Genomic DNA, 25,813 nt, shown 5'->3' with positions numbered 1-25,813 from the left:
CCATGGATAATTTCCAGAAAGATATTGATGACAGGGCGAATCTCACCCTGTCTAACCGTTTTGAGCTGTTGCTGTTTCGTCTTGGTGCCTCGATGAAAAACGAGAAATCAGAACTTTTCGGCATTAACGTTTTTAAATTGCGCGAAATCGTTCCGATGCCAACCTTTACCCGCCCTGCCGGGATGAAACCACCGTTAATGGGGATGGTGAACATTCGCGATCAGGTGATCCCGGTGATTGATCTCTCCGCCGTTGCAGGCTGTAAGCCTGAGACTGGACTCAATATTTTGTTAATTACTGAATATGCCCGCAGCGTACAGGCATTTGCGGTGGAGTCGGTAGAGAACATTATTCGTCTGGACTGGAAACAGGTTCATACGGCAGAGAAGGCCATCAACGGTCAGTACATCACCAGTATTGCCTGTCTGGACGAAGACAAAGACAGCAACAATCTGGCGATGGTGCTGGATGTTGAGCAGATTCTCTATGATATTTCGCCCGCCGATCACGATCTGCACGGCAACCATCTTCCGGATAAGAAATTCAACATCAAACCCGGTGCCGTCGCGATTGTGGCAGAAGATTCTAAAGTGGCCCGAGCAATGCTGGATAAAGGTCTGCAGGCAATGCAGATCCCCAATACGATGCACATTACAGGTAAAGATGCCTGGGAGCGTATTCAGGTGCTCAGCCAGCAGGCCGATGCCGAAGGCGTCCCTATCAGCGATAAGATTTCAATGGTTCTGACGGACCTGGAAATGCCAGAAATGGACGGTTTCACCCTGACCCGTCTTATCAAGAGCGACCCGCGTCTTAAGCATATTCCGGTAGTGATTCACTCCTCGCTATCCGGTAGCGCTAACGAAGACCACGTGCGCAAAGTGCAGGCCGATGGTTATGTGGCGAAGTTTGAAATTAACGAACTGTCGTCGGTCATTCAGGAAGTGCTTGAACGTTCAGCCAGCCATATCACCGGGCCGCTGGTCAGTGGACAAAAAATCATGTCCAGGCCGCTGCTGGCAAAATAAGTTCACAACGTTTTTCCGACATAAAAAAACCGCCGATATCGGCGGTTTTTTATTATCTGAGAGGCATTACATCAGCGGTTTCGCCAGTTGTACCAGCGAAATCAGCGGCTGCGGATAGATACCCAGCAGCAGCACCAGCAGTGCAGAGATCAGTACCACAACACCACCGGCACTATACTGCCAGTTACCCGGTGCATCACGGTTAAGCTGTTGCGGCGCACTCAGATAGAGACTTACCGCGACGCGCAGGTAGTAGTAGAGACCGATGGCAGAGCCCAGAACCACGGCCGCCGTCAGCCACCACAGATGTGCCTGAACGCCCACTGCCAGCACGTAGAACTTACCGATAAAGCCCAGCGTCATTGGAATACCCGCCAGCGACAGCATCATCACCGTCATCACCGCCGACAGAATTGGGCGGTGCCAGAACAGGCCACGATAAGAGAACAGAGATTCCGCGTCCGGGCCACGATACGGGCTGGACATCAGACTCACCACGCCGAACGCGCCAAGGCTGCTGAACAGATAACCGGCCAGGTAGACACCCACCGTTTCCATCGACATTTCACCGCTTTGCAGCGCAATCAGCGCCACCAGCAGATAACCCAGATGGGAAATGGAAGAGTAACCAAGCAGACGTTTAATGTTGGTCTGGCTCAGCGCCATCAGGTTACCGAAGATGATGGAGACAAAAGCGATAATCCCCAGTACGACGCGGATGGCTTCGCTTTGGCCTACCGGTGCGTACAGGAACAGACGCATCACGACGCCAAAGATAGCAATCTTGCTCGCCGTTGCCAGGAAGGTTGAAACCGGCGCTGGCGCACCCTGATAAACGTCCGGCGTCCACAGATGGAACGGAACCAGAGAGAGTTTAAAGCCAAGGCCAACAATCATCAGACCCAGACCGGTTAATAGCAGCGGTTCATGCAGCACGTCCCCGGCGATGCTCTTGCCCAGCGCAACAAACGACAGATTGCCGGACTGTGCGTAAACCAGCGCCATACCGAACAGCAGGAAAGAAGAGGCTGCGGCAGACAGAATGGTGTACTTGATACTGGCTTCCAGCGAACGTTTTTGACGGAAAGCGTAACCAATCAGCCCGAACAGCGGTAAAGAGATAAGCTCGATACCGAGGAACAGGGCCGCCATATGGTTGGCGTTCGCCAGCAGAATTCCGCCCAGCGCGGCGATCAACACCAGCAGGTAGAACTCTTCTTTATTGTCGTTGTAGCCTTCAAGCCAGGGATAGGCAAACGTACAGGTTGCGAGGCTCGCCAGTAGCACCAGGCCGGTATACAGCATGGCGTAACCGTCTACGCGCATCAATGGCGTCACGTCCATTGCACCCGCCTGGCCAACAAACCAGAGCGACAGCAGAGCGACGTTCAGACCAATAACCGATAGCGTGGCATTGAAGAAATGGTTGCGTCGCCACGCAATGGAGAGCATCACAACCACCACCGTCAAGCCGACGATCAGCAGCGGCAGCAGCGCAATCAGGTGTTGTGTGGTTAAAGTCATAAGCGCTTTACGGCCTTGTAGTAGAAACAGAATTAACAAACCACTGCTGGATATTACTCATCGCGGAATGCGAGGTATCCAGAATCGGCTGCGGATAGAAGCCAAGCAGTACCAGAAGTACAACCAGCGACAGAATCATCAGCAGCTCGCGCAGTGACATCCCTGGTAATGTTTGACTGGCCAGCTCGCTTTTTGCTTTACCGAAGTAAGCGCGATGCAGCATCGCCAGTGAATAAACAGACGCAAACACCAGACCGAAGGTCGAAATAACGGTAATTACCGGAACGACCTGGTAGCTGCCGAACAAAATCATAAATTCGCCAACGAAGTTACCAGTGCCTGGCATACCCAGCGTGGCAACCGCAAAGAACATCGACAGCGCAGGCAGCCATTTAATTTTGCCCCACAAACCGCCCATCATGCGCATATCACGGGTATGCAGGCGTTCGTACAACTGACCACAGAGGATGAAAAGACCGGCGGCGGAAAGACCGTGGGCAATCATCTGGATAACCGCACCCTGATAGGCCAGTTGGCTGCCGGTGTAGATGGCAATCAGCACGAAGCCCATGTGGGAAACGGAGGTATAGGCGATCAGACGCTTGATATCGTACTGCGTGAAGGCCATCCACGCACCGTAGAAGATACCGATCACACCGAGCCACATGGCAATCGGCGCAAACTCAGCAGAGGCGTTCGGGAACAGCGGCAGAGCGAAACGCAGCAGACCGTAGGCCGCCGTTTTCAGCAAGATGCCCGCCAGGTCAACGGAACCCGCCGTCGGAGCCTGAGAGTGCGCATCCGGCAACCAGCCATGCAACGGAACCACCGGCATTTTCACCGCAAACGCGATAAAGAAGCCCAGCATCAGCAGGTATTCAACACCGTGCGACATCGGGGTTTTCAGGAGATCCTGATAATCGAAGGTCCAGACGCCCGTCGCGTTATGATGCACCAGCACCAGCGCCAGAATCGCAATCAACATCACCAGACCACTTGCCTGGGTATAGATGAAGAATTTGGTCGCGGCGGTGATACGTGTCTTCCCGTCGGAGGCTTTGTGGCCCCAGAGTGCTATCAGGAAGTACATCGGCACCAGCATCATTTCCCAGAAGAAGAAGAACAGGAACATGTCGATGGCCAGGAACACGCCGATAACGCCACCCAGGATCCACATCAGGTTCAGATGGAAAAAGCCCTGATATTTTTCAATTTCACGCCAGGAGCAGAGTACCGCCAGTACGCCGAGGAAACCGGTCAGCACCACCATCAGCAGGGACAGGCCGTCCAGTGCCAGATGGATATTGATGCCAAAACGCGGGATCCATGGGAGTAAGAACTCCGATTGCCACTGCGGAATGCCAGCGGATTGCGTCAGTGAATAGCCGCCCTGCAACCAGAGTTGCAGGCCAAGCGCCAGCGTCAGTCCCATGGTGACCAGTGCGATCCAGCGCGGAACACGGACGCCAAAGCGTTCGGTCTGCCAGCACAGGAAACCACCGATGAAGGGAATTAATATTAGCCAGGGTAATAACATGGCGATTTTTATTCCTTGTTAAAGTCCCTAAGGGACCGATTTTCAACGAATTCGACAACATTCACGATTGGGTGCTGTTTCTTGTGCCGGGTGGCGCTAACGCTTAGCCGACCTACGCTCTCGTAGGCCCGGTAAGCGCAGCGTCACCGGGTAAAACCGCACCTCAAATCAAACTCAATGCAATACCATCAGCAACGCCAGAATCACCACTGCACCGATGCTCATCGACGCCACATACCAGCGCAGATAGCCGTTCTCACTTAGCAGCAGACCTTTGCCTGCAAAGCGGGACAGGATCGCCGGAATGTTCATCAGTGCATTTAGTGGATCGCGTTTCAACAGCCATGCCACACCGAGGAATGGTTTGACGAAGACGCGATCGTACAGCCAGTCAAAGCCCCACGCGTTGTACCACCAGGTACCCAGCAGACGGCCCGGTGCGCTGTTGGCAATCGATGTCACCAGGGTACGTTTACCCAGCCACAGCCAGGCAGCCAGCAGGATCCCGACGATAGCCACAACACCCGAAGCCACTTCCAGCATAACCACGCTACCGTGTTCAAGCTCTGTGGTTTCCGGCAGTACGCCATGCAGCGGCGGAACAATCATTGCGCCGACAAACGTGGACAGTACCAGCAGTACAATCAGCGGCAGATGATGGGTAATCCCCTTCCCTGCATGCGCATGAATTTGTTCTTTGCCATGGAAGACGATGAAAATCATACGGAACGTATACAGCGAGGTCATAAACGCGCCGACCAGGCCCGCAACCATCAGGTTGATATGACCGTTAGCCACGGCACCCGCAAGAATTTCGTCCTTACTAAAGAAGCCCGCAGTCACCATCGGCAATGCTGACAGCGCCGCACCACCCACAAGGAAGCAGGCATAAACCAGCGGAATAGACTTGCGCAGACCGCCCATTTTGAAAATGTTCTGCTCGTGATGGCAGGCCAGAATCACCGAACCGGACGAGAGGAACAGCAGCGCTTTAAAGAACGCGTGCGTCATCAGATGGAAAATCGCCGCATCCCACGCCTGCACGCCCAGCGCCAGGAACATATAGCCAATCTGGCTCATGGTGGAGTAGGCGAGAACACGTTTGATGTCGGTCTGTACCAGTGCGGCAAAACCCGCCAGCAGTAAGGTTACTGCCCCGACAATCCCCACCAGATGCAGAATTTCCGGCGTTAACAGGAACAGGCCATGCGTACGCGCAATCAGGTAAACACCCGCGGTCACCATCGTTGCGGCGTGGATCAGCGCGGAGACAGGCGTCGGGCCTGCCATCGCATCAGCCAGCCACGTTTGCAACGGAAGCTGTGCAGATTTACCGACCGCACCACCCAGCAGCATTAGTGTCGCCCACTGCAGCATGGTGCTGCCGTTGGCGAAATGCTGCGGTGCCAGTTCAACCATTTCGCGGAAGTTCAGGGTGCCCAGTTCGTTATAAAGAATGAACAGCGCAAAGGCGAGGAAGACGTCACCCACGCGGGTTACGACAAACGCTTTCATTGCGGCTGCGCCATTCTTCGGATCGGTGTAGTAGAAGCCGATCAGCAGATAAGAACAGAGGCCCACGCCTTCCCAGCCGAGGTACATCAACAGCAGGTTATCCGCCAGTACCAGAATCACCATGCTGGCGATAAACAGGTTGGTGTAGGCGAAGAAGCGGGAGTAACCCTCTTCGCCGCGCATATACCAGGAGGCGAACATATGGATCAGGAAGCCAACGCCGGTCACCACAGAGAGCATGGTCAGCGACAGACCATCCAGCACCAGACTAAAGCTGATGTTGAAGTTGCCAACAGACATCCACGTCCACAGTGGTTGGGTAAAACCCTGATGACCGTTATTGATGAAATCCAGTCCGACAATCGCCGTTACCAGTGCAGATAAACCGATAGAGCCGATACCCACGGTGGCAGACAGATTTTCCGACCAGCGCCCACGTGAAAAAGAGAGCAGCAAAAAGCCAATCAGAGGAAAAATAATGGTTAAGGCGAGCATGTTCATCCACGCATCTCACTTACTGAATCGATATTCAGATTCTGACGGCGACGATGGAGTTGCAGCAGCAACGCCAGGCCAATACTCGCTTCCGCAGCCGCGAGGCTAATGGCGAGGATGTACATTATCTGACCGTCGGTCTGCCCCCAGTAGCTGCCTGCCACCACAAAAGCCAGCGCGGCGGCATTGATCATGATCTCAAGCCCGATCAGCATAAACAGCAGGTTGCGACGAATCACCAGACCAGTTAAGCCCAGCACGAATAATATCGCCGCGAGGATCAGTCCATGTTGTAAAGGGATCATGCGCGCTCCTCCGTTTTTCTTTTCGCGCGATCGTCCGCCCGATTGCTCAGCACTTCACCCATACGGTCTTCACGACCGACATGGAAGGCGACCACCAGGCCTGCCAGCAGCAGCATAGAAGCCAGTTCAACCGCCAGCACATATGCGCCGAACAGGTCTTTGCCCACCGCTTTGGCGCTGATCGGCGTACCATCAATACCCTGATCGTTAACGCCAGTAATGGCGTAAATCATCACGCCCAGCAGCACAGCAGACAACAGTGCCGGGCCAACCCACACTTGCGGTTTCAGCCACTGACGCTCCTGTTCGATTTCGCTGCCGCCCAGATTGAGCATCATCACCACAAACACGAACAGCACCATAATCGCGCCCGCGTAAACGATGATTTCCAGCGCACCGGCAAAATAGGCGCCAAGCGAGAAGAAGACCCCTGCAATCGCCAGCAGCGACACAATCAGGTACAGCAACGCATGCACCGGATTGGTATGGGTAATAACCCGTAGTGTCGCGAGGATGGCTACCAGGCCACAGATATAAAAAGCGAACTCCATTGCCCCTCTCCTTACGGTAACAGGCTCTTGACGTCGATAGGTTTGGCTTCGTTCTGCGCCTCGCCCTTATCTTTTCCGTCGATTGCCATACCTGCCATCCGGTAGAAGTTATATTCCGGATATTTACCCGGACCGGAGATCAGCAGATCCTCTTTTTCGTAGACCAGATCCTGGCGCTTGTACTCACCCAGTTCGAAGTCCGGGGTTAGCTGGATTGCAGTGGTTGGGCACGCCTCTTCACACAGACCGCAGAAAATGCAGCGCGAGAAGTTAATGCGGAAAAACTCCGGATACCAACGGCCATCTACCGTCTCTGCTTTTTGCAAAGAGATACAGCCTACCGGGCACGCTACCGCACACAGGTTACAGGCAACACAGCGCTCGGCGCCGTCCGGGTCACGCGTCAGGACGATGCGTCCACGGTAGCGCGGCGGCAAATATACCGGCTCTTCCGGGTACATCCGAGTTTCGCGTTTCGCAAACGCATGCAGGCCGATCATCCAGATACTACGCACCTGGGTGCCGAAGCCCACGAGTAATTCTTTTAAAGTCATGGTCTTTTCACCCCTTATTGCGCTTGCCAGAGAATGACAGCCGCCGTACCCAACAGATTGAGAAGCGTCAGCGGCAGACATACTTTCCAGCCGAAGGACATTACCTGGTCATAACGCGGACGGGGTAACGCTGCGCGAATCAAAATGAACATCATCATAAAGAACGCGGTTTTAATCGCGAACCAGATGAATGGCGGTAAGAACGGGCCATGCCAGCCACCGAAGAACAACGTCACCATCAGTGCAGAGATGGTCACGATACCGATGTATTCCCCCACAAAGAACAGACCGAACTTCATACCGGAATATTCAATGTGGTAACCATCGGCCAGTTCCTGCTCGGCTTCCGGCTGGTCAAACGGGTGACGGTGACACACCGCCACGCCCGCGATAGCGAAGGTAATAAAACCGAAGAACTGCGGGATAACGTTCCAGATATCAGCCTGGTTATTGACGATGTCGGTCATGTTGAATGAACCGGCCTGTGCTACCACGCCCATCAGCGAAAGCCCGAGAAAGACTTCGTAGCTCAGCGTCTGCGCAGAAGCACGCATCGCGCCGAGCAGGGAGTATTTGTTGTTACTCGACCAGCCAGCGAACAGCACCGCGTAGACCGCAAGACCTGCCATCATCAGGAAGAACAAAATCCCGATGTTCAGGTCCGCTACCACCCAGCCAGGACTCACCGGGACAATGGCGAAGGCCAGCAGCAGCGAGGTAAAAGCGATCATCGGCGCGAGGGTGAAGATAACCCGGTCAGTGAATTTCGGGATCCAGTCCTCTTTAAAGAACATCTTGATCATGTCCGCGACGATCTGGAGTGAACCACCCCAGCCTACGCGGTTCGGTCCGTAGCGGTTCTGGAACAGCCCCAGCAGACGACGTTCGCCAAAACTCATGAGCGCGCCGCAGGTGACAACCACCAGCAGGATCACGACAGCCTTGATGATACCTAACAGAATGTCGATAACATCCGGTGTTAACCAACTCATGCTTGCGCCTCCTGCAGATTTTCAAGACGTGCGCCGGCCAGTACCGGGGCAATGCCCGGCATGCCCATCGGCAAACCAACCTGCCCTGCCGTCAGCCCTTCGGAAAGCTGCAGCGGCAGGCTTAACGTCTGACCGTCGTAGCTGAACGAAATATGCGCGCCCACATTCACACCCAACTTCGCGGCGTCAGCCGGGTTGAGTTTGATATACGGCTCAGGCATACGGCTCTGGAAGACCGGAGAACGCTGAGACAGTTCATCACTGCCGAACAGATGGTAGTAAGGCGCAATACGCCACTGACCGTCCTGCGGTTCAAAGCCTGCCGGAACAGAAGTGAAGTAATCCAGACCGGTCGCCGAGGCTTCGATCAGCCGCACGCCCGGATCGCCGTGGCGCAGTGAACCGCCCACCTCAGCCTGGAATTTGTTCCATGCTTGCGGGGAGTTCCAGCCCGGAGCCCATGCGAACGGAATTTGTGAACGCGGTGCGGACGGCTGGTTGTTCCCTTCCATTGAGAAAGCGAACATGGTGTCTTTATCCTGCGGCTGACGCGGTTCGTGAACGCTGATATTGGCGCGCATGGCCGTACGACCACTGTAGCGGTGCGGTTCACGTGCCAGTTTCTGGCCACGGATACGGAAGCTGGCATCCGGTGCAGCGTCTTTGATACCGGCGAACTGCGGCATTTTTTCAACCACAGCGTCGATAACATGGTCAAGCTGCGTCCAGTCCACTTCACGGCTCTGTACGGTGCTGTGCAGGGAGTGCAGCCAACGCCAGCTTTCCAGCATAATCGTTTTGCTGTCGTAGTAGGCCGGGTCATACACCTGGAAGAAGCGCTGCGCGCGTCCTTCATTGTTGATAACCGTACCATCGCTTTCCGCGAAGCTCGCCGCAGACAGCACCAGATGCGCATGGTCCATGATCGCCGTGCGCTGATGGTCAATAACCAACACCAGCGGCGCTTTATCCAGCGCGGCATTTACGCGACTGGCCGCAGCGTGACGGTGCAGATCGTTTTCCAGCACGATAACCGCATCAGCGGCACCGGTTTCCAGTTCGGTTAATGCGTCATCCAGCGAACCACCGCCCATCAGACCCAGACCGACGCTGTTGGTCGAACGGGCAATCATGGTGATACCGACATCGGCACCGCGACCTTTCAGCGCTTTCGCGACATTTGCGGCGGCCTGAATCACAGCCGTGCTGCCAGTGTTGGTACCGGAGATGATCAGCGGCTTTTTCGCGCCTGCCAGCGCCTGAACGATAACATCAACCTTGCCACGCAAGTCGCTGCTTAACCCCTCGACCGCCGGAGAAGCGTCATCCAACGCATGAGCGATGGCGAAGCCTAAACGGGCCTGATCTTCTACCGGTGCGCGGTAGGTCCACGCGGCGATATCGTCCAGACGGGTATCGTCCACGTTGGTGACAAACAACGGATGTTTGGCGCGCTGACCAATGTTAAGGATCGCCGCAATCTGCCAGTCGGCCACTTTCTGCGCCGCTGCCATCTCACGTGCTTTCCCTTTCACGGCCTGACGGACCGCCAGTGCGACACGTGCGCCCGTCTGGGTAATGTCTTCGCCCAGAACCAGAACCGCATCGTAAGATTCAATTTCGCGCAGCGCCGGGGTACGAATACCGCCCTCACGCAGCACTTTTAGCATTAATTGCAGACGTTCCTGCTCGCCGCTGGCGATGCCGGTATAGAAGTTTTCTGCTCCAACCAGCTCACGCAGCGCGAAGTTGCTTTCGACACTGGCACGCGGGGAGCCGATACCGATCACTTTCTTCGACTGGCGCAGAATATCTGCCGCGCCCTGCATCGCCTGCTCGGCGTTAAGAGTGATCAGGTCATTGCCACGGCGCTGAACCGGCTGACGCGGACGGTCTTTCAGGTTGACATAGCCATAGCCGAAACGACCACGGTCGCAGAGGAAGTAGTGGTTAACAGTACCGTTGTAGCGGTTTTCGATACGACGCAGTTCACCGTAACGTTCACCCGGGCTGGTGTTACAGCCCAGTGAGCACTGCTGGCAGATGCTCGGTGCAAACTGCATGTCCCACTTACGGTTGTAACGCTCGGAGTGGGTTTTATCGGTGAAGACGCCGGTCGGGCAGATTTCTACCAGGTTACCGGAGAATTCGCTTTCAAGCGTACCGTCTTCCGGGCGACCAAAGTAGACGTTGTCGTGTGCGCCATAAACGCCAAGATCGGCGCCGTCTGCATAGTCTTTGTAGTAACGCACGCAGCGATAGCAGGCGATGCAGCGGTTCATTTCGTGAGAGATGAACGGCCCCAGGTCCTGGTTGCGGTGAGTACGTTTGGTGAAACGGTAGCGACGGAAGCTATGACCCGTCATCACGGTCATATCCTGCAGGTGGCAGTTGCCGCCCTCTTCACAGACCGGACAGTCGTGCGGGTGGTTGGTCATCAGCCACTCTACAACGCTTTCACGGAACTGCTTCGCTTCTTCATCGTCGATAGAAATAAAGGTGCCATCGGATGCCGGGGTCATACAGGACATGACCAGGCGACCACGCGTGTCTTCCGCGTTTTGATATTGCTTCACCGCACACTGGCGGCACGCACCCACGCTTCCCAGCGCCGGATGCCAGCAAAAATAAGGAATATCAAGGCCCATAGAGAGACATGCCTGTAGCAGGTTGTCCGCTCCGTTAACCTCGTATTCTTTGCCGTCTACATGAATCGTAGCCATTAGCGTGCTTCCAAATTAGAAATTTAACTCACCAGCGCGTTTTAAGCAGGTTCGGCTGAATCCCATGAATAGCCTGGGTATTGCTGAACTGTTGCTTAATGCCTGCCTCGAATTCTTCGCGGAAGTATTTAATTGCGCTCTGCAGCGGCTCTACCGCACCTGGCGCATGCGCGCAGAAGGTTTTACCCGGTCCGAGGAAACGACACAGTTGCTCAAGTGTCTCGATATCCCCAGGTTGGCCTTCGCCGCGCTCTAACGCGCGCAGAATTTTCACGCTCCACGGCAAACCGTCACGGCAAGGCGTACACCAGCCGCAGGATTCGCGGGCGAAAAACTCTTCCAGATTACGTACCAGCGAAACCATACCAATTTCGTGGTCTACCGCCATGGCGAGCGCCGTACCCAGACGGCTGCCCGCTTTACCGATGCTTTCGAATTCCATCGGCAGATCGAGGTGCGCTTCGGTCAGGAAGTCAGTCCCTGCACCGCCCGGCTGCCAGGCTTTGAATTTCAGGCCATCACGCATACCGCCCGCGTAATCCTCAAGGATTTCGCGAGCCGTGGTGCCAAACGGCAGCTCCCACAGTCCCGGATTCTTCACGCGACCTGAGAAGCCCATCAGTTTAGTGCCAGCGTCTTTGCTCTTCGAAATGTTCTGGTACCACTCAACGCCGTTAGCGAGGATTGCCGGGACGTTACACAGGGTTTCGACGTTGTTTACGCAGGTCGGTTTACCCCACACGCCGGAGCTCGCCGGGAATGGCGGTTTGGAGCGCGGGTTGGCGCGGCGACCTTCGAGGGAGTTAATCAGCGCGGTCTCTTCACCACAGATATAACGCCCTGCACCGGTGTGCACGAACAATTCGAAATCGAAACCAGAACCGAGGATGTTTTTCCCCAGCAGACCCGCTTCAGTCGCTTCAGCAATCGCACGGCGCAAATGCACCGCCGCTTCAATATATTCGCCGCGCAGGAAGATGTAGCCACGGTACGCTTTCAGCGCAAACGCGGAGATGAGCATGCCTTCTACCAGGAGGTGCGGCAGTTGCTCCATCAGTAAACGGTCTTTGTAGGTACCCGGCTCCATTTCATCAGCGTTACACAGCAGGTAACGGATGTTCATGGATTCGTCTTTCGGCATCAGGCTCCACTTCAGACCCGTGGAGAAGCCAGCGCCGCCACGACCTTTAAGACCGGAGTCTTTGACCGCATTGACGATGTCATCCGGCGCCATACCGGTCAGCGCGCGACGCGCACCGGCATACCCGTTTTTGCTCTGATATTCATCCAGCCACACGGGCTGCTTGTCATCACGCAGACGCCAGGTCAGCGGATGCGTTTCGGGAGTACGGTTAACGGTTTTCATTTATACCGCTCCAGTAATTCGGGAATGCCTTCCGGGGTCAGATGCGCATGAGTATCCTCATCAATCATCATGTTCGGCCCCTTATCGCAGTTACCCAGACAGCAGGTCGGCAGCAGCGTAAAGCGACCGTCGAAGGTGGTCTGGCCCGGCTTGATCTTCAGGTGGCTTTCAATCGCAGACTGAATACCCTGGTAACCGGTGATATGGCACACCACGCTGTCGCAATAACGGATAACGTGACGGCCCACCGGCTGGCGGAAGATCTGGCTATAGAATGTCGCCACCCCTTCCACATCGCTCGCCGGGATACCCAGCACATCAGCGATGGCGTAAATCGCGCCGTCTGGCACCCAACCACGCTGTTTCTGAACGATTTTCAGCGCTTCAATGGACGCAGCACGCGGATCTTCGTAGTGGTGCATCTCGTGCTCAATAGCTTCACGCTCTGCCGCACTCAGCTCAAAAGCCTCGGTTTCTGGTAATTGATTCTCGTGCATAATTAGCGGTCCACATCTGACATAACAAAATCGATACTACCCAGATACACAATCAGGTCAGAGACCAGACTGCCGCGGATGGCGGACGGGATCTGCTGCAGGTGCGCAAAGCTTGGCGTACGTACACGAGTACGGTAGCTCATGGTGCTGCCATCACTGGTCAGGTAGTAACTGTTAATACCCTTGGTCGCTTCAATCATCTGGAAGGACTCCTGCGCCGGCATGACCGGGCCCCAGGAAACCTGCAGGAAGTGGGTGATCAGGGTTTCGATATGTTGCAGCGTGCGCTCTTTCGGCGGCGGCGTGGTCAGCGGGTGATCCGCTTTGAACGGGCCTTCCGGCATATTATTGAGGCACTGCTCAAGGATGCGCAGACTCTGGCGCAGCTCTTCCACTTTCAGCATCACGCGGGTGTAGCAGTCGGAAACGCCGCCGCCAACCGGGACTTCAAAGTCGAAGTTTTCATAGCCAGAGTACGGACGCGCCTTACGCACGTCGAAGTCAATCCCGGTGGCGCGCAGACCCGCGCCCGTGGTGCCCCACTCCAGCGCTTCTTTCGCGCCATAGGCAGCAACCCCCTGAGAACGACCTTTCAGAATGGTATTACGCAGCGCGGCTTTCTCGTACGAGGCCAGACGCTTCGGCATCCAGTCGAGGAATTCGCGCAGCAGACGATCCCAGCCACGCGGCAGATCGTGAGCCACCCCGCCGATACGGAACCAGGCCGGATGCATACGGAAACCGGTGATCGCTTCCACCAGATCGTAGATTTTCTGACGATCGGTAAAGGCGAAGAAGACCGGGGTCATCGCGCCCACGTCCTGAATAAACGTGGAGATGTACAGCAGGTGGCTGTTGATACGGAACAGCTCGGAGAGCATCACGCGAATCACATTCACGCGGTCCGGCACGGTAATACCTGCCAGTTTTTCCACCGCCAGTACGTATGGCATTTCATTGACGCAACCGCCGAGGTATTCAATACGGTCGGTATACGGGATGTAGCTGTGCCAGGACTGACGCTCGCCCATCTTCTCGGCACCACGGTGGTGGTAACCGATATCCGGTACGCAGTCGACAATCTCTTCGCCATCAAGCTGGAGGATAATACGGAATGCACCGTGCGCAGACGGGTGGTTCGGACCGAGGTTAAGGAACATGAAGTCCTCATTGTCGGTACCACGCTTCATGCCCCAGTCTTCCGGCTTGAATTTCAGTGCTTCCATCTCCAGATCCTGTTTCGCTTTTGTCAGCTCAAACGGATCGAATTCGGTCGCACGCGCCGGATAGTCTTTACGCAGCGGATGGCCTGTCCACGTCTGCGGCATCATAATGCGCGTCAGGTGCGGGTGGCCTTCGATATCAATACCGAACATTTCCCATGTTTCGCGCTCATACCAGTTCGCGTTCGGGAAAAGTTTGGTGAAAGTCGGTACACGCAGATCGTTTTCAGATAACGCCACCTTGAGCATGATATCGCGATTGCGTTCAATGGAAATCAGGTGATAGAAAACGGAAAAATCCGCGGCAGGCAAACCTGCGCGGTGCGTACGGAGACGTTCGTCCATGCCGTGTAAATCAAACAGCATGACGTAAGGTTTTGGCAGTTTCTTGAGGAAATCACCTACTTCCAGTAACTGTTCGCGCTTCACCCAAACAACGGGTACCCCGGTGCGGGTAGCCTGAACGGTAAAGGCATCCGGCCCAAAACGGTTGCGCAGCTCGCCAATGACCGGATCATCAAGGTGATCGCGGGTCTGCCATGTGGCTTCTTGCGCAGTTAAGTCAGTCATATTGTTCACCATTGCAAAAGGTCCGTGGTGACTGTCAGGTAAGGCTCCGCGTTAGTTGATTATTAAAATGCGAAGTGTTTGCCATTACCTACAGGCGCAAATTAAATCTCGTCAGGTGTACGCAGATTCGTGACGGCAATACGTTCGCCGCGTTTACGCTCGCGCTCTGATTGCATATTGGCGCGATACACGCCTTGATCGCCAACAACCCACGACAGCGGGCGGCGTTCTTTACCAATGGATTCCTGCAACAGCATCAGGGCCTGCATATAGGCTTCCGGACGTGGCGGGCAGCCGGGGATGTATACGTCCACCGGGATGAATTTATCAACGCCCTGAACGACAGAGTAAATATCGTACATACCGCCGGAGTTGGCACATGCGCCCATGGAAATAACCCATTTTGGCTCAAGCATCTGGTCATACAGACGCTGGATTACCGGCGCCATTTTGGTGAACGGCGTGCCCGCGATAACCATCAAGTCGGCCTGACGCGGTGAAGCACGTAACACCTCAGCCCCGAAACGCGCAACGTCATGCACCGCAGTGAATGACGTTACCATCTCAACGTAGCAGCAGGAGAGGCCAAAGTTATAAGGCCAGATTGAGTTTTTACGGCCCCAGTTAACCAGGTCATGGAGTTTGCCCATGAACACCGTTTTATTCACTTCCTGCTCAAGAGGGTCGGTTACGATCTCCTGTTTTTGCAGGGGGTAACGGTCGTTCTCACCGTTGGGATCTATGCGGGTGAGCGTATAATCCATCTTATTGCCTCGCGGTTAGCGTTGACGATTAGTGTAGCTGTCGGTTTCCGGATTGAGTCGTTCGCGGCGTGAACGCGCAGGCGTCCAGTCCAGCGCACCGATACGCACCAGGTAAACAAGACCTGCCAGCAGCACTAAAATGAAAATTGCAGCTTCGACAAAACCAACCCAACCACTCTCACGAATGGAGGTTGACCATGCATATAAATAGAGCGCTTCAACGTCGAAAATGACGAAGAACATGGCCACCAGGTAGAACTTGGCAGACAGACGAAGGCGAGCTGAGCCTACCGAATCGATACCGGACTCGAACGGGACGTTTTTGTGTCTTGCACGCGCCCGACCACCGAGGAACCGGCCACCGACGAGCATCAGGCAGCACAGGCCAATAGCGACAATAAGAAAGATAGCGAATGCCCAATGATGAGCGATGATTTCAGTGGATGTTGACATACGCATTGCTTAACTCAAAAGGTAGCGCTTAATACCTCTGCTCTTCTCGGCAGATGGCGCCACATCGATTCATGGGGAGGAATAAAACCACACGTTCAGTGCGAATTTGACAAAGTCGGTCAAACGATGTGGGTTTTTACTCCTTTCTATAACCTTTTGTCAACTTTAACAAAAGCTTCCTCACATTAGTTTACATCGACAGCAATTCATTAACATTTAATGCCGTTTTCTTCTTCAACCTCAAATAAAGCCCGCAAACAATCAGGGTGTTGAATCGTGTCCGTTGTGAGGTTTTACAAATATTACCCTCTTATTTTGACAGGATTTTGCCTGGATTCCTCCCCCTCTATGGGAGTATTTTCTTGATCTGAGACACGCTTTTGTTAATTCATTCCTAAAAACGGCAACAAAATGGCTAGTTTTTTAACATGAATGGCCATTACCAAAAACTATAGAACAAAAGTGATGAGATAACAGGCGGGATAATTAAGAATTTGATTTATTTAGTTATTTAACGCATTTACGTTTCATAAAGCACTAAATTGTGCAAAAAACAAACCGATGACAGCATTTTTGCTGCCAGCGGTCTATTTTCACACTTACATTTTGTTACCAGTTTTTGGCGCGGCTGTTACCCAAAATCGCCCTCGATCACCAGAGAATCCCCTCCCCCTTCGGTGGCACTACTGCCGTAATGCCAGGGATTCTGATAGTGCTCCATTGCCTCGAAAATTACCTGCGCCAGTTCATTTTGACTTAGCAGGTTATAGCAAAGGAGATATTCAGTCTCAGGCAGGAGCGGCAGGCCATCTGATTTACCCAATACCCGCAAATCAGGACTCATCATTTCAACGGGGCGGGCAGTGATCCCAAGCCCGGCTTTTACTGCCGCTTTTACCGCTGAAAGAGTGGACGCGACATAAGCAATACGCCAGGGAATATCCGCCTCATTAAGCGTATTTATCACGATATCGCGAAAGGGACTTGGTTCATCTAACAGGACCAGTGGTACCGCTTCACCTTTTTGCAACACGAATTCCGCAGAGCAGTACCAGTGCGTGGGTGAAGTTCGCAGCGTCAGGCAATCGAATTCACCAGGACGATTAGTGGTAACAACAAGATCGACATCATCTTCTTTCAGTCTATCTCCGGCAAAAGGATTACGTTTGACACGCACGTCCAATGCGAGCTTTGGATAAACAGAACTAATACGATTAAGCAGGAACGGCAAGATAGTGTCGGCAGATTCATCAGAAGCGCCGATCGTTAACGCTCCCTGTAAATTGCTAAACATTAACGATGTACATGCTTCATCATTGAAACGTAAGATCTTTCTTGCATAGCCCAGTAACTGAATGCCGTGCTCAGTTAACAGCTTATTTCGACCATGACGGGCAAAAAGCTCTTTTCCTACTAACTGCTCCAGTCTTTGCATTTGCTGACTTACCGCTGACTGGGTGCGACAAACTGCGGCGGCTGCCGCAGCGAACGTGTTCAAATCAGCGACCGCAACGAAGGTTCTCAGCAGATCGAGGTCGAGATTCAGTATCGGACGATTTGCATTTATCATAATTTTTCACTTACGGGTTCCTCACTCGGAGTTACCCGGGTTTATGCTGTGCGCGTAAGATTTAAGCAATTCCCTTTTTAATGTGCATCCAGCAGAGTTATCACCCTGGTCAACTTGACAAAAAGTTCAGGTGTTTATAGTTCACAGTCTGGGGCAAGACAAACTCAACGTCTTTATTCTGCATACTCCCTTCCCTATTGAATATATAAACCATGCGAATACTTGTTAATCCTTTTAAGGAAAAAGCATTTTTTTGCAACATTCTTAGCCGTACATGGCGAGCACGTCATATACGGCCAATTCATATGGCCGAACGGGAGTAGAAAAACGAGTAATAACAGCAAACTAATAATAACAAATAGTCCATACAGAAAGCATGGCTTTCCTGGTGGAACCATTTTCGGGCATCATTTTAACCTAAAACCATTATATTTATAAGCATTATTGCGATTAATCTGATCGCCAAAAATCATCTCGCGAACGATTTAGTTTTATTAATATTAAAAGGGTCCGCCTTTTCCTTTCGCAATATTAAATAAACGCGAAAAATAAATCACCTTATGTATTAATAATACTTAACATTATCTTCACAGATTAGTCGTTTCTCAGGCACTGTCTTACTTTCAAATTTATCACTTTCTATGTATTGAGAATGATTATGAGACGAAATCATTCTTCACCATTGTCGTGCATACTACAGAACCTTTCTTTTTTAGCAGAAAAATCGACAAAAAACAGCTTAAGAAGAACCATAAACCACAAACAATATCATTAACACTGAGATATACAGATTTAACCAATAATAGTAGTTTAAAAAACGTTAATTGTGATGTGGTTAAGGCAAAATCTTCTTCTGTCCACCCTTCAAAACCTGCGTTCGCGGGAGTACATTGTTCGGTGCTGACTTCCACGGCAGGAAGTGGCACTCACAGCTAAAAGGTCAAAGGTTCATGTCCTCCATCGAAAAATCCAGCAAATTAGACAACGTCTGTTATGACATACGCGGGCCGGTTCTCAAAGAGGCGAAACGCCTGGAAGAAGAAGGCAACAAAGTTCTTAAACTAAACATCGGCAACCCGGCGCCTTTCGGCTTTGAGGCGCCAGATGAAATTCTGGTCGACGTCATTCGAAATCTGCCAACCGCGCAAGGTTATTGTGACTCAAAAGGTCTGTACTCAGCGCGTAAAGCCATCATGCAGCACTACCAGGCACGCGGCATGCGCGATGTTACCGTTGAAGATATCTACATCGGTAATGGCGTTTCAGAACTGATCGTCCAATCAATGCAGGCCCTGTTGAACAGCGGTGACGAAATGCTGGTCCCAGCGCCGGACTATCCTTTATGGACAGCGGCAGTGTCGCTTTCGAGCGGTAAAGCTGTGCACTATCTGTGTGATGAATCCTCTGACTGGTTCCCGGATCTTGATGATATCCGCGCGAAAATAACGCCGCGCACCCGTGGGATCGTCATCATTAACCCGAATAACCCCACCGGGGCGGTTTATTCGAAAGAGTTGTTGATGGAAATTGTCGAGATTGCACGACAGCATAATCTCATTATTTTCGCCGACGAGATCTACGACAAAATCCTCTATGACGATGCCGAGCACCACTCTATTGCCGCGATGGCACCGGACGTGTTTACCATTACCTTTAACGGCCTTTCCAAGACCTACCGCGTTGCCGGTTTCCGTCAGGGCTGGATGGTACTGAGCGGACCGCAAAAACACGCCAAAGGCTACATTGAAGGGCTTGAGATGTTGGCCTCTATGCGTCTTTGCGCGAACGTCCCCGCACAGCATGCAATTCAGACCGCGCTTGGCGGCTACCAGAGCATCAGTGAATTTATCGTGCCTGGCGGACGTCTTTATGAACAACGCAATCGTGCGTGGGAATTGATTAACGAAATTCCGGGCGTGTCCTGCGTGAAGCCGAAGGGAGCACTCTATATGTTCCCGAAAATTGACGCTAAACGCTTCAATATTCATGACGATCAGAAAATGGTGCTTGATTTCCTGTTGCAGGAAAAAGTGCTGCTTGTTCAGGGAACGGCTTTCAACTGGCCCTGGCCGGATCATGTGCGCATCGTCACACTGCCGCGCATGGACGACCTGGAAATGTCCATCACCCGTTTTGGCCGCTTCTTGTCCGGTTACCACCAATAATTGCGCCGGGGGAGGATTTGCATCTTCCCCCACTCTCTGCGCACAATGGCTCATCGTCGCAGTTACAGACAAGGTTTACTATGAGTCAAAGCCACTTCTTCGCGCACCTCTCCCGTCTTAAATTAATCAACCGTTGGCCACTGATGCGCAATGTGCGTACCGAGAACGTCTCGGAACACAGTCTGCAGGTTGCCATGGTGGCACATGCACTGGCGGCGATTAAAAATCGCAAATTCGGCGGCCAGGTTAATGCGGAGCGAATCGCGCTGTTAGCGATGTATCATGATGCCTCAGAAGTATTGACCGGTGATTTACCCACCCCGGTTAAATACTTCAACTCACAAATCGCCCAGGAATATAAAGCCATCGAAAAAATTGCCCAGCAGAAGCTGGTCGAGATGGTGCCGGAAGAGCTACGCGATATATTCTCAGAGCTGATCGATGAACATTATTATAGCGCTGATGAAAAATTGATCGTTAAACAGGCAGATGCGCTCTGTGCATATCTGAAGTGTCTTGAAGAATTGTCTGCCGGAAATAACGAATTTATGCTGGCGAAATCGCGGCTGGAGAAAACCCTGGATGCCCGACGCAGTCCGGAAATGGATTACTTCATGCAGGTTTTTGTACCAAGCTTCCATTTATCGCTTGATGAAATAAGCCAAGATTCACCGCTTTAATACGCTTCTTTGCGCTTACGGCGTTACTCTCCACCTGTGAAAGGTTACCCCGGCGCTCACACCGCCGCCGGGGTAACCTTTAAAACGGAAACAGAACAGGAATCAACACGACGCACACCGCCATGACGAGCAGAGTAAACGGCACGCCGATTTTCACGAAATCGCTGAATTGGTAATTACCCGGCCCCAGAACCAGCGTATTTACCGGTGATGATACCGGCGTCATAAACGCTGCCGAGGCGGCCATCGCGACAACCATCGCGAAAGGATAAGGAGAGACCCCCATCGATTTTGCTGTCGCCAACGCGATAGGCGCCATTAAGACAGCCGTCGCGGTATTGGAGATAAATAGCCCGATAGTGGCGCACAACACAAACAGGCATACCAGCATCATATAGGGCCCATAGCTGCCGCCGAAATCGAGTAAGGCTTTAACCACCAAATCTACCCCACCCGTTTTTTGCAGCGCCAGCGCAAAAGGCATCATCCCGACGATCAAAATAAGGCTTGGCCAGTGAATAGCTTTATAGGCGCTCTCAGCATCAATACAGCGGAATTTCCCCATCAGCAGGCAGGCCGTTATTGCCGCCACCGGATTGGGAATTTCATCTGTCAGCATCAGCGCAACCATCAGCACCAGACAGAATATCGCATGAGGCGCCTGGCTATGGGCAGGAGAGACGGCGCTCTCTTCCACGGGCATATTAAGAACCAGAAACTCTCGTCCTTTCTGGCCCAACTGGCTAATTAACTTCCAGTTACCCACCACTAATAAAATATCCCCGAGTTGCAGGGGCTCATCGACAACGACGCCGGGCATTGCCTCACCGTCGCGCTTAAGCCCAACCACGTTTAAGCCATAACGGGTACGAAAACCAATTTCACGTACGGTTTTACCTAATAACTCGGTCTCTGGTATCGGCGAAACTTCCGCCATCCCCACATCGAGAGCCTGGTCGGAAAAGTATTCACCGCGTAAAATCATCGGCTCCAGCAGTTGTTCGGCGCAGAATTCGCGTAAATCGACATCCGCCGCCGACATATCAATGAGTAAAACATCGCGTGCGCGAAATTCCGATACCCCATTAACGTTAACAATCACACGGCGGAAACGCCGCCAGCGTTCAACGCCGATAACATTCGCGCCATAGCGTTCACGCAGTTTCAGGTCGTCCAGCCGCTGGCCAATTAAGGGGGAGCCCGGGCGAATTGCCAGGCGTCTGGCGCGCCCTGTCAGCCGGTACTCTTTTATCAAGTCGCGGAAGGTACGTCGTTTCCAGCCGTCACGCTGGCTGTCGTCTTTGTCGCTCTTAAGCATAAAGCGCATCAGCAGCATATAGACAATGCCCATCAGCAAAATCACCAGCCCCAGCGGGGTAACGCTAAAAAAACTGAACCCGCTCAACCCCTCACGTAGCAGTTCGCTGTTGACCACCAGATTTGGCGGTGTCGCCACCAGCGTCATCATGCCGCTGATAAGCCCGGCAAAGCTGAGCGGCATCATTAAACGAGAGGGAGAGATTTGCATACGCATCGAGACGCTGAGCACCACCGGAATAAAAATCGCCACTACGCCTGTGGAACTCATAAAGGCACCAAGCCCTGCGACTGTGAACATTAGCAGAACCAGCATTTTAATTTCGCTGCTGCCGGCCATTTTTACCAGCCATGACCCCATGCTGGTCGCCACGCCGGTCCGTACCAGTCCGTCACCAATAATGAAAAGCGCGGCGATCAAGACAACGTTGGGATCGCTAAAACCCGACAACGCCTCGGTCATCGTCAACGTCCCGCTCAGAATAAACGCCACAATGACCAGCAACGCCACCGCATCCATGCGCACTTTACCCGTCGCAAAGAGGACGACAGCTATCATCAACAGGCATAACACCCAGATAAGCTCACCGTTCACAACATGTCCTTGTTTAAAATGGGGTGATTCATCTTGCCATAAAAAAGCCCCGACGGTGCGGGGCTACATCATGACTCAGGCTTTTCGTCTGACAACGACATGACCATCAGGCTGCTTTGTCACGACCACTTCATCCAGACGAGCAAGCACAAAGTCCGCCTCATCCAGGCGCGGCGAATCGGCAGGCACATTCACTGCGATAACATGGCAGTTTGCTGCAAGACCAGAAAGCACACCGGCCCCTGCATCTTCCACTACCACACACTCTTGCGGCGGCAAACCCAGCAGTTTTGCCCCAAGCAGGTACGGATCCGGTTCAGGCTTGCCGCGCTTAACCTGCTCCGCCGTGACAAATACATCCGGCATCGGCAAACCCGCCGCGCGGTGGCGAGCATGAGCAACAGGGATGGAGCCCGACGTCACGATGCCCCACGGGATATGGGATTCATTGAGATGGTTCAGTAACTCGAGCGCGCCGGGCAAGGCCACGACACCTTCGGTATCCGTCGCTTCAATCTCCTCCAGCCAGGTAAACTCCGCTGCGATATCCTCTTCAGAGTGACCGGCCATAAAGTGACGTAACGAAGTAATGGCCTGTTTGCCATGGATAAAATTCAGCACTTCGTTATGATCGATGCCGAAGCGGTCAGCCCAACGGCACCATGACCGCTCCACGACGGGCAACGAATTCACCAGGGTGCCATCCAGGTCAAACAGAAATCCTTTGCACTGCACGCGAGCCTCCTCAGGCATTGATAATTTGGTTAATTTCATTCGCGCTCAGATGATACTGGCGCGGGCAGGAGTGCCATACATTCAGCATACGCTGGTATTTTTCCCACATTGGCGTCTGGGCATTAAAGCCGTGTGTACCGGCATCGAAATGGGTATAACGCCCTTCAATATTGACCATAAAGCGTACATAGCCGAGATAACGCGCTTCGGTGGCGGCATCAAAACCTAAGAAGGTGACGCGGCGTTCATCTATAGATTGCGCGTCTTTCAGATTGGCCCAGGAGACATGTAACGCATGGTACATCTCCATAATGTCGATAACGGTACGGCAGGTTTCTTCTTTAAGTTCGCCGAATTCACGATCCAGCTCACGCATTTGCAGACCATAGCCGCGCTCGATAATGGTCTGCAGGCGGCGATAGCGCTCGGCATTAGCAGGATCCATCATGGTCATCATTTTATACTGATTAGACAAAATCAGTCGTTGGGCATTGGTCATTTCCATCTTACGACTCCTGTGCGCGTTGAAGATTAAAAAAAAGACACGGTAACTATTAATGGTTACTGTGCCTTTTTTTACTGACCGTTTCGATGATCAATCACAAGTCATCAAGGAAAGTTTTATCGAGTTGTTTGAAGGCGCGCTTAAGCGTGTCAGCTAATGCCTGATAATCCGGCTTACCTTCGACAGGTGCCAGCGCCTGCCCCGCCTCCTGCAATTTACCGCGGACTTCATAAAACCAATGCAGAATTGATGGGGGCAACGGCGTGACAGAACGCTTACCAAGCCACCAGAGCCCTTGCATAGGCAGGCTCAGGGCAAACAGCGCCGTCGCGACAGCCGGACCTAACTGCCCGCCAAGAGCGATTTGCCAGCACAGCGTAAACACAGCAACGGGCGGCATAAAGCGAATGGCATAACGGGTGGCGCGTATCGTCCGATTCTCAATAAATAGCGGAGCGAGGCTTTTTTCCATGGGCCAGGTCTTCGCATAGTGCTGTCCCCGGCGAAACAATCCAAAAAAATTGACGGGGCGATTTTCTGAAGTGGACATGGCGTTACCTCAACTTCACATATAAAAATTAAAATAATTGTGCAAAACAACAACTGTGCATGACAACGTTAAAATTTTTTGTCAATTGCGCACGGTATCAGGTATCCTGTGCCTGCCTTAACAGGCCGTAGACGAAGTGTGGTCGCTCGTCAACTTTGAAGTCCATTATGCCACTGTCTGAAATTTGCGCAAAATGGCATAAAATCTTAAGTATTCTTTCCATCATGCCAGAAAATTAATCAGGCATGATGTTAATCATAAATGTCAGCGTCATCATCCGTTATTCTGTGAGACTCACTGACGTTTTTTTAGCCACGTATCATAAATAGGTACTTCCATGTCGAGTAAGTTAGTACTGGTTCTGAACTGCGGTAGCTCCTCACTGAAATTCGCGATCATCGATGCAGCCAACGGTGAAGAGTACCTTTCTGGTTTAGCCGAATGTTTCCATCTTCCTGAAGCACGTATCAAATGGAAAATTGACGGTGGTAAACAAGAAGCGGCTTTAGGTGCAGGTGCCGCTCACAGTGAAGCGCTGAACTTTATCGTTAACACTATTCTGGCACAAAAACCAGAACTGTCCGCACAACTGACAGCGATCGGTCACCGTATCGTGCACGGTGGCGAAAAATACACCAGCTCCGTGGTTATCGATGAGTCCGTGATTCAGGGCATTAAAGATGCAGCCTCATTTGCACCGCTGCACAACCCGGCTCACCTGATCGGCATCGCGGAAGCACTGAAATCTTTCCCGAGCCTGAAAGACAAAAACGTTGCCGTTTTCGACACCGCATTCCACACCACCATGCCGGAAGAGTCTTACCTCTATGCTCTGCCGTACAAATTATACAAAGAGCACGGCGTTCGTCGTTACGGCGCGCACGGTACCAGCCACTACTATGTGACCCAGGAAGCCGCTAAAGTTCTGAACAAACCGGTTGAAGAACTGAACATCATCACCTGCCACCTGGGCAACGGTGGTTCTGTATCCGCCATCCGCAACGGCAAATGCGTTGACACCTCCATGGGTCTGACCCCGCTGGAAGGTCTGGTGATGGGTACCCGTTCTGGTGATATCGACCCGGCTATCATTTTCCACCTGCATGACACCCTGGGCATGAGCGTTGAAGCTATCAACAAAATGCTGACCAAAGAGTCCGGCCTGCTGGGCCTGACCGAAGTGACCAGCGACTGCCGTTATGTAGAAGATAACTACAAAGATAAAGAAGACGCAAAACGTGCCATGGACGTTTACTGCCACCGTCTGGCGAAATACATCGGCTCTTACACTGCGCTGATGGATGGTCGTCTGGATGCAGTTGTGTTCACTGGTGGTATCGGTGAAAACGCAGCAATGGTGCGCGAGCTGTCCCTGGGCAAACTGGGCGTTCTGGGCTTCGAAGTTGATCACGAGCGTAACCTGGCTGCCCGTTTCGGTAAGTCTGGCTTCATCAACAAAGAAGGCACTCGTCCGGCTGTTGTTATCCCGACCAACGAAGAGCTGGTTATCGCGCAAGACGCGAGCCGTCTGACTGCCTGATTTCACACCGCCAGCTTAGCTGGCGGTGCTGTTTTGTAACCCGTCAGAAATGACGGTAA

22 protein-coding genes are annotated in these 25,813 nt (G+C 52.8%); 4 read left to right on the top strand and 18 right to left on the bottom strand.

The window, feature by feature from the left end:
- Window positions 1-2: 2 nt before the first annotated feature.
- Window positions 3-1,028: a chemotaxis protein gene (locus ABU190_RS01710; protein WP_039079898.1), complete on the top strand. Its 1,026-nt coding sequence runs from the start codon at window positions 3-5 to the stop codon at window positions 1,026-1,028.
- 66 nt (window positions 1,029-1,094) lie between these two features.
- On the opposite strand, the gene nuoN is transcribed toward ABU190_RS01710, so the two are convergent.
- From nuoN to lrhA, 14 genes are all read right to left on the bottom strand, one after another.
- The gene (gene nuoN / locus ABU190_RS01705; RefSeq protein ID WP_193793973.1) at window positions 1,095-2,552 is read right to left on the bottom strand and encodes an NADH-quinone oxidoreductase subunit NuoN; all 1,458 of its coding nucleotides are present in this window, start codon (window positions 2,550-2,552) and stop codon (window positions 1,095-1,097) included.
- A gap of 7 nt (window positions 2,553-2,559) precedes the next feature.
- A complete protein-coding gene (gene nuoM / locus ABU190_RS01700; RefSeq protein WP_039079889.1) occupies window positions 2,560-4,089 on the bottom strand; it encodes an NADH-quinone oxidoreductase subunit M in 1,530 nt (509 codons plus the stop codon).
- 174 nt (window positions 4,090-4,263) lie between these two features.
- On the bottom strand, window positions 4,264-6,105 hold the full coding sequence (gene nuoL / locus ABU190_RS01695; protein ID WP_039079888.1) for an NADH-quinone oxidoreductase subunit L: 1,842 nt from the start codon (window positions 6,103-6,105) through the stop codon (window positions 4,264-4,266).
- Complete coding sequence (gene nuoK / locus ABU190_RS01690; RefSeq protein ID WP_004388260.1) at window positions 6,102-6,404, bottom strand: NADH-quinone oxidoreductase subunit NuoK; 303 nt, start codon at window positions 6,402-6,404, stop codon at window positions 6,102-6,104. The genes nuoL and nuoK overlap by 4 nt, the downstream gene beginning before the upstream one ends.
- Window positions 6,401-6,955, bottom strand: a complete 555-nt coding sequence (gene nuoJ / locus ABU190_RS01685; protein WP_354690209.1) for an NADH-quinone oxidoreductase subunit J — start codon at window positions 6,953-6,955, stop codon at window positions 6,401-6,403. Before nuoJ ends, nuoK begins: the two co-directional genes overlap by 4 nt.
- Window positions 6,956-6,966: 11 nt before the next feature.
- Complete coding sequence (gene nuoI, locus ABU190_RS01680) at window positions 6,967-7,509, bottom strand: NADH-quinone oxidoreductase subunit NuoI (RefSeq protein WP_039079885.1); 543 nt, start codon at window positions 7,507-7,509, stop codon at window positions 6,967-6,969.
- A 14-nt stretch (window positions 7,510-7,523) separates the two neighbouring features.
- A complete protein-coding gene (gene nuoH / locus ABU190_RS01675) occupies window positions 7,524-8,501 on the bottom strand; it encodes an NADH-quinone oxidoreductase subunit NuoH (RefSeq protein ID WP_039079884.1) in 978 nt (325 codons plus the stop codon).
- Window positions 8,498-11,224, bottom strand: a complete 2,727-nt coding sequence (gene nuoG, locus ABU190_RS01670; RefSeq protein ID WP_354690208.1) for an NADH-quinone oxidoreductase subunit NuoG — start codon at window positions 11,222-11,224, stop codon at window positions 8,498-8,500. The genes nuoH and nuoG overlap by 4 nt, the downstream gene beginning before the upstream one ends.
- Before the next feature lie 28 nt (window positions 11,225-11,252).
- Window positions 11,253-12,590, bottom strand: a complete 1,338-nt coding sequence (gene nuoF, locus ABU190_RS01665) for an NADH-quinone oxidoreductase subunit NuoF (protein ID WP_039079882.1) — start codon at window positions 12,588-12,590, stop codon at window positions 11,253-11,255.
- Window positions 12,587-13,087, bottom strand: a complete 501-nt coding sequence (gene nuoE / locus ABU190_RS01660) for an NADH-quinone oxidoreductase subunit NuoE (protein ID WP_039079881.1) — start codon at window positions 13,085-13,087, stop codon at window positions 12,587-12,589. Before nuoE ends, nuoF begins: the two co-directional genes overlap by 4 nt.
- A gap of 2 nt (window positions 13,088-13,089) precedes the next feature.
- Window positions 13,090-14,892: an NADH-quinone oxidoreductase subunit C/D gene (nuoC, locus tag ABU190_RS01655; RefSeq protein ID WP_075203679.1), complete on the bottom strand. Its 1,803-nt coding sequence runs from the start codon at window positions 14,890-14,892 to the stop codon at window positions 13,090-13,092.
- A gap of 89 nt (window positions 14,893-14,981) precedes the next feature.
- A complete protein-coding gene (gene nuoB / locus ABU190_RS01650; protein ID WP_039079880.1) occupies window positions 14,982-15,644 on the bottom strand; it encodes an NADH-quinone oxidoreductase subunit NuoB in 663 nt (220 codons plus the stop codon).
- Window positions 15,645-15,659: 15 nt separating this feature from the next.
- On the bottom strand, window positions 15,660-16,103 hold the full coding sequence (gene nuoA, locus ABU190_RS01645; RefSeq protein WP_039079879.1) for an NADH-quinone oxidoreductase subunit NuoA: 444 nt from the start codon (window positions 16,101-16,103) through the stop codon (window positions 15,660-15,662).
- Between the two features lie 625 nt (window positions 16,104-16,728).
- Window positions 16,729-17,667, bottom strand: coding sequence for a transcriptional regulator LrhA (lrhA, locus tag ABU190_RS01640; protein ID WP_354690207.1), 939 nt, complete (start codon window positions 17,665-17,667; stop codon window positions 16,729-16,731).
- Window positions 17,668-18,617: 950 nt separating this feature from the next.
- Between lrhA and alaA the strand changes: the two genes are divergently transcribed.
- Together alaA and yfbR are read left to right on the top strand one after the other, a co-directional pair.
- Entirely contained in the window at window positions 18,618-19,832 is a 1,215-nt protein-coding gene (alaA, locus tag ABU190_RS01635) for an alanine transaminase AlaA (RefSeq protein WP_039079877.1), read from the top strand.
- Window positions 19,833-19,912: 80 nt separating this feature from the next.
- The gene (gene yfbR / locus ABU190_RS01630; RefSeq protein WP_079496248.1) at window positions 19,913-20,512 is read left to right on the top strand and encodes a 5'-deoxynucleotidase; all 600 of its coding nucleotides are present in this window, start codon (window positions 19,913-19,915) and stop codon (window positions 20,510-20,512) included.
- A gap of 79 nt (window positions 20,513-20,591) precedes the next feature.
- Here the strand turns inward: yfbR and ABU190_RS01625 are convergent, their stop codons facing one another.
- The 4 genes from ABU190_RS01625 to yfbV form a co-directional block, all read right to left on the bottom strand.
- A complete protein-coding gene (locus ABU190_RS01625) occupies window positions 20,592-22,424 on the bottom strand; it encodes an SLC13 family permease (protein ID WP_354690206.1) in 1,833 nt (610 codons plus the stop codon).
- A gap of 75 nt (window positions 22,425-22,499) precedes the next feature.
- Window positions 22,500-23,198: a sugar phosphatase gene (locus tag ABU190_RS01620; RefSeq protein ID WP_354690205.1), complete on the bottom strand. Its 699-nt coding sequence runs from the start codon at window positions 23,196-23,198 to the stop codon at window positions 22,500-22,502.
- Complete coding sequence (locus ABU190_RS01615) at window positions 23,170-23,664, bottom strand: YfbU family protein (protein WP_039079873.1); 495 nt, start codon at window positions 23,662-23,664, stop codon at window positions 23,170-23,172. The genes ABU190_RS01620 and ABU190_RS01615 overlap by 29 nt, the downstream gene beginning before the upstream one ends.
- A gap of 94 nt (window positions 23,665-23,758) precedes the next feature.
- On the bottom strand, window positions 23,759-24,214 hold the full coding sequence (yfbV, locus tag ABU190_RS01610) for a terminus macrodomain insulation protein YfbV (RefSeq protein WP_039079872.1): 456 nt from the start codon (window positions 24,212-24,214) through the stop codon (window positions 23,759-23,761).
- Window positions 24,215-24,551: 337 nt separating this feature from the next.
- Between yfbV and ackA the strand changes: the two genes are divergently transcribed.
- Window positions 24,552-25,754: an acetate kinase gene (gene ackA / locus ABU190_RS01605; RefSeq protein WP_039079871.1), complete on the top strand. Its 1,203-nt coding sequence runs from the start codon at window positions 24,552-24,554 to the stop codon at window positions 25,752-25,754.
- Window positions 25,755-25,813 lie beyond the last annotated feature (59 nt).

Origin of the sequence: Phytobacter sp. RSE-02, assembly GCF_040578655.1 — a bacterium.
Taxonomy (GTDB): Bacteria; Pseudomonadota; Gammaproteobacteria; order Enterobacterales; family Enterobacteriaceae; genus Phytobacter; species Phytobacter diazotrophicus.
The sequence above is the reverse complement of the archived record's forward strand: the minus strand, read 5'-3'. Positions and strand labels throughout refer to the sequence as shown.